Here is a 14,970-nt window from a genome sequence, read left to right on the forward strand (position 1 = left end):
CTTTCAACGGTGCTTACAAGCAAAGCGCTCAACTGATCTGTCGGAGGTAGTCTCATGCAAAATGCCGTGCGTATATATTGCGCCATCGCTGTGATCTCGCTGCTTGCGACACTGGCCGCCGCGCGCGGCGACCAACTCACGTTTTCCGCCTGGAAGACGACAACGCCGTTCGACGGTCCTAGGACCTCACATGCCGCGGCTCTCGTCAATAACAGGATCTACATCCTAGGAGGCCTGTATGCTTCGGGAAACAGCTTCACCCTGTACAACGATGTTCAGACTGCGCTTCTCGGGAACGATGGTGCGATCGCCGAAGGCGCATGGGCGAAGACAACGCCCTTCGTCGAGGCGCGCTCGGGAATGGGCGTAACTGTCCACAAGGGCTTCATCTACGTCGTAGGCGGCTTTTCGAATAAGGGGACGCGTGCCGACGCTCAGTACGCCCGCGTGATGCCCGACGGTATGCTTGGGTCGTGGACTACCAGTCCCAACCAGCTCGCTATATCTCGTTCCAATCTCGCGTTGCAGATATTCGCCACGACGTCGGGCACGAGCTATCTCGCGGCGATCGCCGGCGTCGGCGAGGTTGGCAAGGATACCGTTCATTTCGATACGATCGAGACCGCAGAGATCAATTCCGATGGCTCGCTCGGCCAGTGGAAACTATGTCCATTTCATCTCAAAGGTGGCCGTTCAGCTCCAGGCGTAGCCGTGAACAAAGGCGTACTTTATGTCGTTGGAGGATGGGGTGACCTGCTAATTGAAGACGTTTTTAGCGATGTCCAATATGCTCCAATCAGGGATGACGGCTGTCCTGACGCTTGGCACACCAATGCAGCCAGACTGAACATGCCGCTGTACGGTCATACAATGACTGTCACGTTAGCGGCTGGGAGGCCGTCGCTCGTTGTGCTCGGCGGTAATGCCGGACAGGGCAACTACTTTAACAACGTGCAATTTTCCCCCCTCGCGCCAGACAGTGAAACCGGGCGGTTTGTGTTCGATACACATCAATTCGCTGTGCCCCGCTGGGGTCAGGCCACGGTGCAATACAACAATTTTCTCTATGTTCTGGGTGGGTCGCAACGCGGAAATGGCGATTATCTGAACGACGTCCAGTTCACCGTCATGGGCAACCAGTAAGACTTCGCTCCCACTGAACATGTTGCGTGCATCGCGTGTCACCTTCCATGGTAGACTAGAGATTTGCTGCCTCGGGTCCATCCGGAAGCGCCGCCCCACCCGCACTTGAGGGAAAGGAGCCGCCCCCGTCGCACAGGCGTCGGCCGGCGCTTTGCCCCGGCGCGCGCGGCAGTGCCCTCAGAACTCTCGTGGGAATGCTGGGGAATTCGGCCAAGATGTAGACAAAGCGGCAGAGTGGGAGAATGAAAGAGGCACTCGGAGAGCATGAAGCATTGACCCGAAGGAGCAGCGGTCCGATTGCAGCGACGAGACCGGTTCAATAGCGGCACCCAAGAACGGGCAGCGATAGCGGTCGCCGCAGGCGGGCACCTTTCCCGAGTGCCCGGGCGACGAGCTCCTCAGTCCTTACGCGAGGGATCGAAGCCGGATGGCCGAGACGCGAAGCGGCTCGGTTCACGAGAGCCCGCTGCGGCAGCAGCCGCACGCGCGCAAACGGAGCAACTCCGCCTAGATTAAACCCAGCGGATCTAGATTTCCTCGCGCGCATGCGTCTGCGCATCATAGATTCTGATCTGAAGCATGGGAAAACGCCTCTTGAGTTCTTCTCCACCTGCTCTGGCGCCGTCTCTGGTCGCAAATTCGGCTTTGAGTCGGCCGTCCACTTCAAGCCCATAACCAGAAGCCGGCAGTTCACGCGTGGCTGCAACCATTTCATTCCCATTGGTGAGGTAATTGGGAATGATGGGTAGCGTGAGTCGCCCAGACCACGCTAGAGCCACCTACGCAGCAGTGACGATCGGTCATCGCACGTTGTGGATCGATGCTCGCCGCGGAGCCCATCAAGGATGGGCATTTGCATCGGCTTATTTCCGTCGAATCGTTAGCTGCGAGACGTGCACCGGGCGAAGAGCTATCCACAGGCTCCGATGCCTCGCACGATCGCATCCGATAGAGTGCACTCAGGCGCGCACGGAGCGCGGTTTCATCTAGTGGCCATGAACATGACCGATCCCCTGACCCTGTCCGAAATGGCGGCTGTGCTCGAGAAATCGCCGGACTATCGCGTCTTGCGCCGGCTCATTCCGCGATCAGAATTCGCTACGAGCAACGGTGAAGCAGTCAATGCCGCTCTCCTGCTGGATGTCGAAACAACCGGCCTGAATCCGGCCCGCGATCAGATCATCGAGCTCGGAATGGTCAAGTTCGCCTACCTGCCGGACGGACTACCCGAGTTCTCGATACCTTCAGCTGCTTCAACCAGCCGTCGGTGCCCATCCCCGCGGAGGTTACGGCTCTCACGGGGATTACCGACGAGGTGGTCGATGGCCACAGCCTTGACCCGGATCGCGTTGCCGCCTTCGCGGCGGATGCTGTTGTCGTCATTGCCCACAATGCCGCTTTCGATCGCAAGTTCATCGAGCGTTACTGTCCGTCGTTTGAATATCGAGCGTGGGCGTGCTCGGTTAGCGAGATTGAATGGCGCAATCAGGGTTTCGAAGGCTCACGACTGCCCTATCTGCTGATGAAGGCGGGCCTGTTTCATGAGGCTCATCGCGCCGTCGATGACTGCCTCGCGCTCCTCGAGATTCTAGCCTTGCAGCTCCCCCATCAAAATCGGACTGTTCTTTCCGTGCTACTGGAACGCGCGCGGCGCAAGACCATTAGGATCTGGGCTGAGCATTCGCCGTTCGAGCTGAAGGATGAACTTAAGCGACGCGGATATCGCTGGAGTGACGGCGCCGATGGACGGCCAAAGTCATGGTACATCGATGTGTCATTCGGCCTGCAATATTGACCCCCTAAGCTGGGGGATCGGCGTCCAAAATTGACCCCCTATCGGTAGGTCTGTTGCGCTGCCTGCTTTGGAATGAAGCAGGTGGTTGGGGATGCTGGTCGTGGAGACGATTGCGCGGATACGGCGCGAGCACTTCATCAAGGGCAAGACGATCAAGGAGATCGCACGTGACCTGAAGGTGTCACGGAACACGGTCCGGAAGGTTCTGAGGTCGGGAGAGACCTCGTTCGAGTACGAGCGGCAGGTGCAGCCGCGGCCAAAGCTAGGGCGCTGGGCATCGGAGCTCGAGGGGCTGCTGGCGGCGAACGCGGGTAAAGCGGCTCGTGAACAGCTGACGTTGATCCGGATGTTCGAAGAACTGCGCAGCCGCGGCTATGACGGCGGTTACGATGCGGTGCGGCGTTACGCCAGGCGGTGGAGCAAGGAGCGCGGGCAATCAACCGCGGCGGCTTATGTCCCGCTGAGCTTTGCGCCGGGCGAGGCCTACCAGTTCGACTGGAGCCACGAGGTGGTCCTGTTGAACGGGACCACAGTGATGGTGAAGGTCGCCCATGTTCGGCTCTGCCACAGCCGCATGCTGTTCGCGCGGGCCTATCCGCGGGAGACGCAGGAGATGGTGTTCGACGCCCACGACCGGGCGTTCGCCCTGTTCAAAGGCACCTGCACCCGCGGCATCTACGACAACATGAAGACCGCCGTAGAGACGATCTTCGTCGGTAAAGGGCGTCTCTACAATCGCCGCTTCCTGCAGATGTGCAGCCACTATCTGGTCGATCCGGTCGCCTGCACGCCAGCGTCGGGTTGGGAGAAGGGGCAGGTCGAGAACCAGGTCGGGCTGGTCAGGGAACGCTTCTTCACGCCACGGCTGCGGTTCAAAAACCTCGACGAGTTAAACGCTTGGCTGCTCGACAAATGCATCGCCTACGCCAAGGCTCATCGCCATCCGGAGCTGGTCGATCAGACGATCTGGGAAGTGTTCGAAGCCGAACGCCCCAAGCTCGTTCCCTATGCCGGCCGCTTCGACGGCTTCCATGCGGTGACGGCGTCGGTCTCGAAGACCTGCCTGGTGCGCTTCGACAACAACAAGTACTCGGTCGCAGCCAGCGCAGTCGGACGACCGGTCGAGGTTCAAGCCTATGCCGATCGCATCGTGATCCGTCAGGATGGACGCATCGTTGCCGAGCACCCGCGATCCTTTGGCCGCGGCGATACCGTCTACGACCCCTGGCATTATGTGCCGGTGCTCGCCCGCAAACCCGGCGCCTTGCGCAACGGTGCTCCCTTCAAGGACTGGGTGCTGCCGGCCGCGATCGAGCGGATCCGGCGCAAGCTCGCCAGCACCGATGACGGCAACCGGCAGATGGTCGACATCCTCAACGCGGTGCTGACCGACGGCCTTCCCGCGGTGGAAGCCGCCTGCGCCGAAGCGCTCGGTCACGGCGTTCATTCCGCCGATGTTGTGCTCAACATCCTGGCCCGGCAACGCGAACCTGCTCCACCGGCCAACATCATGACGCCGGCCGCACTGACGCTTCGTCATGCGCCGATCGCCGATTGTGCCCGTTACGACAACCTCCGGAGGACCAACTGATGGAACGAACCCAAATCTTTGATCTGATGGGCGAACTCAAGCTCTATGGCATGAAGGCCGCCTTCGACGAGATCATGGCGACTGCCGTCAAGCGCCAGCACGAACCTCAGCGCATCGTCGGCGATCTGCTCTCCGCCGAGATCAACGAGAAGCAAGCCAGGTCTATCAAATACCAGCTCACCATTGCCAAGCTGCCGCTTGCCAAGGACATCGCCGACTTCCAGTTCGACGGCACGCCAATCAATCAGACTCTCGTCAATGATCTTGCTGGCGGCGGCTTCGTCGCCCAACAACGCAACGTCGTGCTGGTCGGCGGCACCGGCACCGGCAAAACCCACCTGGCCATTGCCATCGCCAGAAGCTGCATCCGATCCGGTGCCCGCGGCCGCTTCTTCAACGTAGTCGACCTCGTCAATCGCCTCGAGACCGAGACCCGCAACGGACGGCAAGGACGGCTCGCCGAGCATCTGACCCGGATGGACTTCATCGTGCTGGATGAACTCGGCTATTTGCCCTTCGCCCAGTCCGGTGGCCAGCTTCTCTTCCACCTCGTCAGCCGGCTCTATGAGCGCGCCTCCGTCATCGTGACCACCAATCTCGCCTTCGGCGAATGGCCAAGCGTGTTCGGCGACGCCAAAATGACTACCGCGCTGCTCGACCGATTGACCCATCACTGCGACATTGTCGAGACCGGCAACGACAGCTGGCGGTTCAAGAGCCGAGACGACGATCACGCCACCCGCGCTCGTCTCGCCTCCGCTATCCCGGCCAGCTCCGACGAGACGAGCGCTACCAGCAAAGCTCGCCGCGCAAAGGGGTCAAAATTGGACGCCGATGAGGGGTCAAATTTGCAAGCCGATTGACATCGATGTCGATGACGGCGATCAAAACGCGGAAATCGAGTTCTTGCAAAAGACGATCTATCAGCGGGAGCTTGAACCGCGCATTCAGAGCCTGACTGCATTCAATCGCTTTTCCGTCAGGGTCTAGTGGGGCGCGGTGCTGCTCGATGCCGAAATCTCTGCGAGATTGACAGGTGTTGAGGGGATTGTAGGCACAACGCCGGATCAAACGCCTGCGTTGTGCCTATTCATCCGAAGGCGATTGTTCGGTCAGAGACGCCCACCGATCGTCGGGATCCCGATTTCGATTGATGTCCCTTCTACACTTCATGTAGGCATTGGGGCGACATTCCAAGTGCGAAGAGATGCGATCGCTAGATCGGCCTTCTTCAGCAATTGGCGCAGCGGCGGGCAATCAGGATAGTACCGGACGAGTGTAGCCTTAACCTCGTCAAGATTCACAATGTGCCGATCCCAGCTTGTGGGTACCACGGCGAGTGCGTCTCCCTCGGGAAGTTCGTGATAGTAGAGATCGAAAAACACGTCATCCGAAAGCTCGTCGCGCTTATATTCACACTGGACCCAGTTATCGAGCTCGCAGCGGATCGCGTCGACGCGTCGGTGAACTCCTGCGCGTGCTTTCGTCCCAATCAGGATCGACTTCAGCAGTCGCCCGGCCAGTTTGTGCCCCTCAATCGGCATGCGCGTCTTCGGCCGGCGCTGCGCTCCCGAAAGAAACATGCTATATGGGACCGAGCTGTTGGAGCCGCGCCGCTCACCAGCTGTTTTGACCTCGCGCGCCTTGGCCTCAATCTCCGCCGCCTGCCCCGGGCTGACGAAGGCTGGCACGATCGGCCTCGACTCGCCATCCCAGGCCGACGCCACGATGGGAGCCGGTGCTTCCGCCAATCGCGAGATAATCGGCTCCAGCAGATACCCCTTGGACATATCGGCCAAGAGAGAGAGCGATGTCCCGCCGTCAGGGCGATACATTCCCTTCCACGGCGAAGTCGCGACCACCCAACCGTGTCGGTCAGCCCATTCCTTCTGCTCGCGAGTGATGCTCTGGGCATAAGGCTCATTGGTGCGGATGAAGGTCTTCGCTGCGGGGTCGAACCACGCTGCATCGTGATCGGAGCCCGGCATCCGATGCTGGACTTGTCCTCGGGGGAAAGATCGTTTCGCCTTTGACGGGACCAATTGGGCCGCTTCAATAAACTGAACAGTCCTGGCGGCCTCGCACGCAGCCTCCCGCGCCGCCTCCTGCGACGACGCGGTATATGTGTCTGCGAGATGATCAGGACCTTCTCGGCGCATCGTACCCAGCCCCCGCGATGCTTTGTATTGCGCCGGCTTAACAAGCGCGTCCAGAGGTCTGCCCAGCGGCATTTTCAGGATCTCGCAGCCCGTAACCTTGGTCGTACGATCCCGCCAAAGAACGGAGATGTACAGTTCGGCCGACGGCCTGGGGGCCGCGAGGCCGTCTCCAAGCTTACGCAGTGCGTGCTTGTAATTTTCGAAGCCGGCCGCCTTTGATGCCTTGTCCAAGGCGACAGCATGCTTAATGCCGTCGGACTTCTTCAATCGCTTGGCGAGCTGCTTGATGCCCTCAATAGAGGACGGACGAATGTGATCGTTCGACACGTCAGGTCTCCCGGCCCTTAGCGAAGCGTCGCCCGTCAACCACCTCTCGAGCCCGACATGACATGGCGGGAACGATTGATCTGGACAGCGCCTCAACGGCTTCGCTACGACGGGCGGCAGGCTCCTGCCGGGAGCCGACTCGAAATATACCACGACCGAGACTTTCGCGAAAGGATGCACCCCAGGATACGGGAGGACCTCAGGTTGCGCTACTGTATTACCTCTCCTGGAGGGACCCGAGATCGCGGCAGTCTCAAACTGAAGGACAGGTTGTGCGGCACGGCCCGGGGGAATGAATGCGCATCGTCTACTTGGAAATAGAAAATTTCCGCGGCATCAAAAGGCTGAAATGGGCACCTTCCCCCGGCATGAATTGGCTCATTGGCCCCGGGGACTCGACCAAGACCACCGTGCTGGACGCGATCGAGCTGTGCCTCAATCCTAGGTCCTACATTTTTGCTGACGACTGTGATTTCTTCGATCTCGACATCAGGGTGCCAATCCGGATCACCGTAACGCTTTCTGACCTGCCGCCGCACTTCAAGGCCGAAGATCGATATGGCCTCCACCTCCGTGGCTGGGATGTCTCGGCCAAAAAAATCATCGATGAACCGGGAGCAGGCTTAGAGGAAGTGCTCTCGATCAATGTCGTTATCGATCAGACCCTGGAGGCGCGGTGGTCGATAAATAATGACAGAATCGACGCGCTGGATAGCGATCCACCGACGGTCCGATTCAAGGACGCCAAGCAGCTTGCGACGAATCGCCTCGGTCCCTACGCAGAGAGACATCTCGGTTGGGGCCGGACCTCTGTGCTCACTCGCATCGGCGAGGCAGGCGATGGCTTCAGCCTGCAACTCGCGGAAGCGGCGCGTGCCGCCCGTTCGTCGTTCAAAGCTGGCGACCGGAATGTCTTCAAGAGCGCAGTCGATCGAGCGGAGGAACTGAGCAAGCTCTTCGCAGTCCCGGTGCGGGGCAAGTTTACCGCGGAGCTCGACGTACAGGGTGTCAGCATCACTTCAGGTGGCATCTCACTTCATGATGGCGATCTGCCATTGCGCAGGCTCGGCACGGGCTCCGCACGTCTCCTTGTATCCGCTCTCCAGCACGACGCCGGTCCTCCGCATGTTGCGATCATCGATGAGATCGAGCACGGCCTCGAGCCGCACCGTATCGCTCGGCTGCTGAGATACCTCAAGGCGCCCAAAGCCGCCCCCGACGCGGCTCAGCCTCAGATATTTGCAACTACACATTCCCCGGTCGTGATCCGCGAGCTGACTGCGGCCGATATCTTTTCAGTTCGGTCCGATGCCGGCATCACGACCGTGAAATCCGTTTCTGCCTTCGCAAGGGATTCCGACACAGCACAGCGCCATCTCAGAGGAAATCCGGAGGCATTCCTCGCCCGCAAGATCTTGGTCGGTGAAGGTCGCACCGAACAAGGACTCGCCCGCGGCCTGGATGAATGGTGGCAGGCATCCGGCGAGGACTCATTTGCCTTGCAAGCGTCTGTCGCAATCGATGGGGGAGGCAAGGACAATGCGCCCCTTGTCGCCGAACATTTGCGCGATCTTGGCTATGAGGTCTGGCTTCTCTTGGATTCCGACGAAGAACCGAATGCGACAGATCTGGAACGCGCCAAGGGGAAAGGCGTGGTTGTTCACCAATGGCCTGACAGGTGCTCGACGGAAGAACGCCTATTTCTCGACCTCCCCTGGGCTTGTGTACGCTCGATGATCGCACTCGCCATTGAATTCAGCAGCATGGAGAGCGTGAGAGCTGTCATCGACAACGCCCTATCCGCAGCTGGGCTTCCTACTGCCACAGCAGTCAGACTTGGCCGTGACCGCGATACCGCGCAGGTCCGACGCATCCTCGGCAAGGTCGCGAACGACAAAAAATGGTTCAAAACCATCGAGCGCGGCGAACGGCTGGCCGCGTTGATCGGGCCTCATCTTGGCGCGATTTCCGACAAGCCTCTCAGCGCAGGTATTGCCGCCATGAGGAAGTGGGTCGATGGCAAATGATGACGATATTGCGCGGCTCGCTGTTAGCATCCGTCGTGGCAGCATTGTCGCTGCAGCTGGATGCGGAAAAACGGAGCAGATCGCACTCGCTGTCGGAAGCTCCGATGGACGCCGGCTGATCCTCACGCACACACATGCTGGCGTCGATGCCCTGACCAGACGCCTGCGTAAGCACCACGTTCCAACCGCAAAGTACCGCATCGACACCATTGCCGGATGGTGTTTTTGCAGCGTCCTTTCCACAACGTTCGGGGTTCGCTGGGGTTGTGCCGACGACGAGCGCCCACTGGGACGATGTCTACCATGCCGGCGCGCGCTTGCTCGATAGCGGCGCTGTCGATGGCGTCCTGCTCGCATCCTATAGAGGGTGCTTCGTGGACGAATATCAAGACTGCACCAAACAGCAGCACCAAGTTGTTTCACGGCTCGCCAACCTTCTGCCGACTTGCGTGTTCGGCGATCCATTGCAAGCGATCTTCGATTTCGGAGATCAGCAACCGGTCGACTGGGATAGCGACGTATTTCCCCTGTTTGAGCGTTCGGCCGAGCTTCTGACGCCATGGCGCTGGAAGAACGCGGAAAATCTAGAATTGGCCGAGTGGCTGCAGGGCGCCCGTACCGCCCTTGAGAACGGCAACGACCTCGACCTGCGATCAAGACCAGGATGCGTAACTTGGACGTCTCTGCCCGCGACCGCTCAACGCCGTCAGAGAGCCATCGTCGGGGAATGCCTCGCTTCCATGCGCGACCCCGTGCAAGGCAGCCTGATCGTCATTGGCGGCAGCACAAGCGAGAACCGGCGTTCCGCACTGGCACAGAAACTCGCCAAACAGGGTTTTGGCAACCTCGAAGCAATCAGTTGCAAGACCCTCTATGCCGCCGCCAAGACGATCGATCGGACGACCGGGTTGGCCCGAGCAAAAGCAATCGTCGACTTCGCGTCCAAATGCCTGACGGGCCTCGAAAGGGCGGAGCTCCTCAAAGCGCTCGGAGCCCGCCAGCAAGGTCGGCGCCTGGGACAGGCCAAGTTCGCTTCGCTATTTCAACTCAGCGACGCCGTGATCTCCAGCGGTTCGGAAGCGAGCATTCTCGCCCTTCTGCAAACGCTCCACGACAGACGAGGCGCTTATCTGTATCGTCGTGAGATGTTCTATGCGATGCGATCAGCCCTGCAATTGAAGGCGACGCGCCAACTTGCCACGCTGAGCATCGCGATTTGGGAAGTTCAAAATCGGATGCGGCATGCGGGGCGCCGCCTCGGTAACCGAAGCATCGGCAGCACGCTGCTGGTGAAGGGCCTGGAGTTCGAACGCGCGATCATCATCGCAGAAGACGCGATGACGAGGAAGGATTGGTACGTCGCACTGACCCGGGCGACAACGAGCATTCGGATCATATCCCCGGCGGAGCGATTCCTACCGTTACGGGATCAAAATCGAACGTAGCCGCAGCGCTCTATAACCTGGTCGGAGACCGGAGAATATCTATCGATGTATGCTTTGCACGTAGGTTGAGTCTCGTCTCCCTACATGTTGAGGAGCTTCGGCATACGTACCTTAGTGAAGGCAGAGCCATCAGGACGGTTGCCCCTCCCTCTGGGCAGCGGCGATGGATTGGAATGCTTCGTGGATGTCACGAGATCGCCTCGGAAAAAAGGCCCTCATTTCTCCGTCTTCCAGCGGATACTTTTTCAAATTGAAAGTCCCGTGGAGTTCGCGCATTTCATAGAAACGAACAGGGCGTCGCCTGCCATCCAGCGCCGTGACGATAGCGTACTTCACAGCCTCCTTGCAGCGCATTCCGAAAATCACCTCTTCGAGCTCCAGTAGGGAACGCTGCACCCCGCGCGGTCCAATCAAACGCCATTCCTGCTCGTATCGCCAGCTCGCCGCCTTTCGCAACAGAACGGCCTCGTCGACCTGACGACGGGCGTCCTTGTCGCCGTCGAGCATAGCCAGGACCTTGCTGGCATCGACGAGTCGCGTGCCGCCGTACTGAACCTTATGGAGATCATCGAGCGCATCAGACGGCACCGAGTAGCCAATGCAGACGCCGTGATGCTGATCGCCATAGTGGCTCCACATCAACGGGCAGGTAGCGCGCTGACCCAAAGATACAATGCCCTTATCATATTGCAGCAGCAGCTCCTTCTCCAGATAGTTGCCGAGCAGAAACTGAAGAGGGTCGTCTATTTCATAGCTTGGGTCGGTCGCGTTGTAGCTTATTTCCGAGATGACCTGATCGGCCTGTAGGCGGCTAAGTCGATCAATATGATCCAGGGTTTTCGGACCTTTGTACCTGATTGTCTGGGCCGCGGCTGTCATCTCCGCGCTCAAACGCCGCTCGACGAGCTGGCGTAGTGCGCGCTCGAGATCCGAGGCAGGAAGATCAGTGTTGAGCGAGGGCCGCGTGTCGAGCGGATCATTGAATGTGCTCGGATCGGCATAATAGAGATTGTCCGCAATGATCATATCGAGTGTGAGATTGTTGAACGCGCGGTATTTGAACAGCCGCCTCGGAATGCTTCGTCTTGCTGTCATGGCTTCCTCTTGAGCAGCGATTCGGGCTCGGGGAGTTTTGGGTTACGAATCGGAGAATGACAGCGTAGCTGAGAGCCGCCGAAACCACGCTAGAGCCATCTCCGCAACGGTGAGGAGACGTCCGCTCCGATGCGGGCGACGCTTAGCACTCGTCCCACCCTTGAACAGGTGCGGTCACATGGGAAGAAGCTGCATCAATTTCGCGGAGAGATCGTTCACGATCTTCTGCAAGTGAGAGGTGGAAATATCGCCTGGGTAGTTGTGCGTGATCGAGCCATAGGGATGAAAGGGCTCTGCAAGATCTGCAACGATTTGGCCACTTTCCAAGCGCAACTCTTCGCCGGCGCCCAGTAAACCCGCAGGCACGGGATGAAGCGCGGCCGGATTATGGATGAGCGTTGTTCCTTCCCGCCAGGTTTCCTGCCATTCGCCATCGCCGACTTCATAAACAAATGGCGCGGGAAGCGCCGCGTTCGGGTCGTGGCGGTAGCACGTTCCATAGCGGATCATCCGGACGGCATTGCTGCGAAATGCCCCCTCCTGCCCCATGCGATTAAACTTCGGGGCCGTACCGCTATTGCTGAACAACACCGCGGAGATGTGTTGCGCATCTGGCTGAAAAAAAAGCCCGAGGGAATCTCCTTTCCTGGAATACGGTGCACGGCAATCTGGTCAGGCTCGATGATCAGATTGTCATCGTGGTCGTGATACCACCGCTGCCTGAGGCCGAACAAATACGACGCCAGCGTCGAAGATGAATTTAAGAGTGATCCTGGCTCGTGAAAACTTTCGATCCCGAGGATCAACGGATGACCCGCAACATGAGGAAGCTCCCAATATTTCTTCTTTAGCTTGCTATAGAGAGGACTTCCCAGCCGTATCGGCACTTCGTTGGCCAGATTTGCCCGAATATCCATCGTGGTTCTTTCGGGTGGCGCAATCTTGTATGGCTTGATGCCATCTCCGGCTTGATTTGCCGTGGTTGCCTCGACAAAGATGTCAACGCCATCCTTTCTCAAGAAGAAGTCAGGACGCGAGTGGCTACGATCGATGGTCCATCCCTGTTCTGTGAAGAGGGCCTGCAGGTAGAGCTCAAAAGTGCGAGCGTCGAACCCGCCGGTCTGGAACTGCTCTACGAAATTTTCGTCCGCGTCATGAAAGTCGGCGAAGACCGCTTGCATCATCGCCCGGACGGGGGCGTGCATCGGGCTCGTCGCAAGACTACGAAATTGCGGATGCAATTCGTCATCGGGCCGCATAGGAACGAAGAGAGACGACTGGGACATTGCAACTTTACCCGAAGGTCGCGTGCTGAAGGCGTACTGCGGTTGGCCGTGGCCAGTCCTCCGTTACCGGCTGGTCCATGCTCTTGCCAGTGCGGCTTCTGCCGAATGATCACGCCTCAATGAAACGTCTAAAATTGTTGCCGTACTGATGTTGGATGACGTGCGCGGGCGCCCCGTAGTGTTCGGCGACACGTTCCACGGATTGGTCATCTTCTTCGATCATGCGAACTACGCTCTCCGCGGGTGCGATAAATTCAGCGGCGAAGGCGCGTCCGACTGCCTGCCGATCGGTATAGAGATTTGCAACGCATGATGTCTTGCTTCGAAACACAAGAAAATCGCCGATCGCCCTTGCGAGGATAAACTTGGTGTCGGCGGCCGTTTCTTTTTCGACGACGATTGTTGGCGCATTGCGTGTCTGTGACTGGAACGCCCGCAGGGCACAGGGAGCGGCAGGACTAGTCTCGAACCCGCCGGCTCCAAACATCGCTGCAAGCTTGACCGTATTTGCTATGCCGGTCTCCGGCGTCAGCTTGAGGTGTTTACGTAGCTTTTTCGCCATGCTGATACCACGCTGGTACGCGCGAGCGCGAGATTCCGCCGGCGTTTCACGAAGTTCCTCGGAGAGCACACGCAGTTCAGGCATGGCGTTTCGATCGCCTTGTTTGGTGATTTCCGAACGTGTCCAGGCCTCAGCCTCATCTATTCCGTCCTTCAGGACCGCTGAGCAGAAATCCAATCGCGATTCCTCGTCCGGGACCTCTGAGATGAGATCGCGGACCTTCTGGGCCCATTCGCTCGTCAGGTTGTATGGCGACTCTCCAAGCGAACCGGCGGTCCGAGCGAAGACCGAGTCCTGCTCGTAAGACAACGTGTCTTCCAAGCGCGCTAGTTTGGACTGAATTGGGCGATCGTAGCGCCCGCGACTACGCATCTCGCTGACAGCGGGGCGCAGAACATCATCCAGCAGGTTCTGCTTGAAGGCGTCGAGAGAGACGATTTGCAGAAACTGCTCTTGCCGCGAGGACACATCGTCGGCCCAGCGCACGACATGCTCGACACGATCACCGACGGACCTTATCGCCAGCGAGACCTGACGCGTAGACGGGGCATGCACCGCACTAAACTCGCCAATTCTATAAGGTGCATCCCGCCGGTAGAGGATTCTCCACCAGTGATCGAGTATGCGCAGTACGATTCCGTTGATATCTCCGCTTTGCTTCGCGACAATCGGTTCGTGATCCGCTCGCGGCGGGAGGGTCAACACCAGATCTCCGGGGCTGACATCGCTATTGTCGGTCGCTCTGCCTGCAAACGAGATCGACAGATGTGGCGCGTCCGGCCCGATTACATGATCGGACGCCACCATCGCCGGCTCGGCGACGTGCTCAAGCAAGCCAAAATCGCGCGCTTTCTCGCGCCCAAGCGCAGTCAGAGTTGGGACGGACGCACGGCCTTGCGATGTGACCTCCACCAGACTGGCCTGGATAAGCGCGGTCAGCGACCGACTCACGTTGGGCTGTGCGCGCCCTGCCAGCTCCGATAGTTCGCTGATGCTTTTGGGCTGGTGCTGCGCAATGAGGCCCAGAAGCTCACGATTGCCGGGGGCCGCAAGAACTTGCACCCAAGCGTCAGATGGAACAGCGGGGGGACGGCTTACGCGATCGAGGAGCCGGTCTCGCAGCGTTTGCCCGGAAATGAGCTTGCTCATGGATCCCTCTCTTCGAACTCAAAAGGCACATTTTTGATCTTGCAAGCCTGCTCGACGCGATCGAAGAAATCGGTCAACAGCATAGCGGGTGACTTGAAGTCGTATTGGAAGCGCTGACCGACCTTGCCGAAACGGTGTTCGTGGTCAAAAGGATCGTCATCGCCCGCTCCGTCGAAACCATGCGAATTGTCGAACCCTAACAACCGTTGCCCGTGCTCGTTCAGGATCAACGCATAGGACAATCCGTGAGGTCGGCCTGAGGTAACATCGCACCACTCAGCTCGAACGACGACCTGCCAGCCGTTTGGCATGCGCCATACACCGGCTTGGTCAATCAGCACGGCCAGTTGGCTATCTCCCAACATATATCATTCCATGATATAATTCAAGA

11 protein-coding genes and 2 pseudogenes are annotated in these 14,970 nt (G+C 58.9%); 6 read left to right on the forward strand and 7 right to left on the reverse strand.

Annotation, left to right across the window (positions count from 1 at the left end; translation table 11 throughout):
• Window positions 1-54: 54 nt before the first annotated feature.
• A complete protein-coding gene (locus JJC00_RS32580; RefSeq protein WP_200469869.1) occupies window positions 55-1,143 on the forward strand; it encodes a hypothetical protein in 1,089 nt (362 codons plus the stop codon).
• A gap of 527 nt (window positions 1,144-1,670) precedes the next feature.
• On the opposite strand, the gene JJC00_RS32585 is transcribed toward JJC00_RS32580, so the two are convergent.
• On the reverse strand, window positions 1,671-1,853 hold the full coding sequence (locus JJC00_RS32585; protein ID WP_130212426.1) for a hypothetical protein: 183 nt from the start codon (window positions 1,851-1,853) through the stop codon (window positions 1,671-1,673).
• A 554-nt stretch (window positions 1,854-2,407) separates the two neighbouring features.
• Between JJC00_RS32585 and JJC00_RS32590 the strand changes: the two are divergent.
• The 3 genes and pseudogenes from JJC00_RS32590 to istB form a co-directional block, all read left to right on the forward strand.
• Window positions 2,408-2,938 (forward strand): annotated as a pseudogene (locus JJC00_RS32590) (3'-5' exonuclease); the annotation flags it as partial.
• A gap of 91 nt (window positions 2,939-3,029) precedes the next feature.
• A pseudogene (istA, locus tag JJC00_RS32595) lies at window positions 3,030-4,551 on the forward strand (IS21 family transposase).
• Window positions 4,529-5,392, forward strand: a complete 864-nt coding sequence (istB, locus tag JJC00_RS32600) for an IS21-like element helper ATPase IstB (RefSeq protein WP_200469870.1) — start codon at window positions 4,529-4,531, stop codon at window positions 5,390-5,392. Before istA ends, istB begins: the two are co-directional and overlap by 23 nt.
• A 306-nt stretch (window positions 5,393-5,698) precedes the next feature.
• On the opposite strand, the gene JJC00_RS32605 is transcribed toward istB, so the two are convergent.
• On the reverse strand, window positions 5,699-7,015 hold the full coding sequence (locus JJC00_RS32605; RefSeq protein ID WP_246774002.1) for a DUF5623 domain-containing protein: 1,317 nt from the start codon (window positions 7,013-7,015) through the stop codon (window positions 5,699-5,701).
• 296 nt (window positions 7,016-7,311) lie between these two features.
• On the opposite strand from JJC00_RS32605, the gene JJC00_RS32610 reads away from it, so the two are divergent.
• Both JJC00_RS32610 and JJC00_RS32615 read left to right on the forward strand, forming a co-directional pair.
• Window positions 7,312-9,042 carry an ATP-dependent nuclease gene (locus JJC00_RS32610; RefSeq protein ID WP_200469872.1) on the forward strand — a complete coding sequence of 577 codons (1,731 nt, stop codon included), beginning with the start codon at window positions 7,312-7,314 and terminating at the stop codon, window positions 9,040-9,042.
• A 266-nt stretch (window positions 9,043-9,308) separates the two neighbouring features.
• Window positions 9,309-10,487, forward strand: a complete 1,179-nt coding sequence (locus JJC00_RS32615) for a UvrD-helicase domain-containing protein (protein ID WP_246774003.1) — start codon at window positions 9,309-9,311, stop codon at window positions 10,485-10,487.
• A gap of 129 nt (window positions 10,488-10,616) precedes the next feature.
• Here the strand turns inward: JJC00_RS32615 and JJC00_RS32620 are convergent, their stop codons facing one another.
• From JJC00_RS32620 to JJC00_RS32640, 5 genes are all read right to left on the reverse strand, one after another.
• The gene (locus JJC00_RS32620) at window positions 10,617-11,582 is read right to left on the reverse strand and encodes a DUF2971 domain-containing protein (protein ID WP_200469873.1); all 966 of its coding nucleotides are present in this window, start codon (window positions 11,580-11,582) and stop codon (window positions 10,617-10,619) included.
• A gap of 174 nt (window positions 11,583-11,756) precedes the next feature.
• Window positions 11,757-12,092 carry a hypothetical protein gene (locus JJC00_RS32625; RefSeq protein WP_200469874.1) on the reverse strand — a complete coding sequence of 112 codons (336 nt, stop codon included), beginning with the start codon at window positions 12,090-12,092 and terminating at the stop codon, window positions 11,757-11,759.
• Window positions 12,089-12,868, reverse strand: a complete 780-nt coding sequence (locus tag JJC00_RS32630; protein ID WP_200469875.1) for a hypothetical protein — start codon at window positions 12,866-12,868, stop codon at window positions 12,089-12,091. The genes JJC00_RS32625 and JJC00_RS32630 overlap by 4 nt, the downstream gene beginning before the upstream one ends.
• A gap of 109 nt (window positions 12,869-12,977) precedes the next feature.
• A complete protein-coding gene (locus tag JJC00_RS32635) occupies window positions 12,978-14,579 on the reverse strand; it encodes an ArsR family transcriptional regulator (RefSeq protein WP_200469876.1) in 1,602 nt (533 codons plus the stop codon).
• Window positions 14,576-14,944 carry a hypothetical protein gene (locus JJC00_RS32640; protein ID WP_200469877.1) on the reverse strand — a complete coding sequence of 123 codons (369 nt, stop codon included), beginning with the start codon at window positions 14,942-14,944 and terminating at the stop codon, window positions 14,576-14,578. The genes JJC00_RS32635 and JJC00_RS32640 overlap by 4 nt, the downstream gene beginning before the upstream one ends.
• Window positions 14,945-14,970 lie beyond the last annotated feature (26 nt).

This window comes from Bradyrhizobium diazoefficiens (assembly GCF_016616885.1).
GTDB classification, from domain to species: domain Bacteria; phylum Pseudomonadota; class Alphaproteobacteria; order Rhizobiales; family Xanthobacteraceae; genus Bradyrhizobium; species Bradyrhizobium diazoefficiens_F.

Excerpts from the sequence above, each read along its gene's own strand:
- JJC00_RS32580 (WP_200469869.1), top strand. The coding sequence starts at position 55 with ATGCAAAATGCCGTGCGTATATATTGCGCCATCGCTGTGATCTCGCTG.
- JJC00_RS32585 (WP_130212426.1), bottom strand. The coding sequence starts at position 1,853 with ATGGTTGCAGCCACGCGTGAACTGCCGGCTTCTGGTTATGGGCTTGAA.
- istB (WP_200469870.1), top strand. The coding sequence starts at position 4,529 with ATGGAACGAACCCAAATCTTTGATCTGATGGGCGAACTCAAGCTCTAT.
- JJC00_RS32610 (WP_200469872.1), top strand. The coding sequence starts at position 7,312 with ATGCGCATCGTCTACTTGGAAATAGAAAATTTCCGCGGCATCAAAAGG.
- JJC00_RS32620 (WP_200469873.1), bottom strand. The coding sequence starts at position 11,582 with ATGACAGCAAGACGAAGCATTCCGAGGCGGCTGTTCAAATACCGCGCG.
- JJC00_RS32625 (WP_200469874.1), bottom strand. The coding sequence starts at position 12,092 with ATGATCCGCTATGGAACGTGCTACCGCCACGACCCGAACGCGGCGCTT.
- JJC00_RS32630 (WP_200469875.1), bottom strand. The coding sequence starts at position 12,868 with ATGTCCCAGTCGTCTCTCTTCGTTCCTATGCGGCCCGATGACGAATTG.
- JJC00_RS32635 (WP_200469876.1), bottom strand. The coding sequence starts at position 14,579 with ATGAGCAAGCTCATTTCCGGGCAAACGCTGCGAGACCGGCTCCTCGAT.
- JJC00_RS32640 (WP_200469877.1), bottom strand. The coding sequence starts at position 14,944 with ATGTTGGGAGATAGCCAACTGGCCGTGCTGATTGACCAAGCCGGTGTA.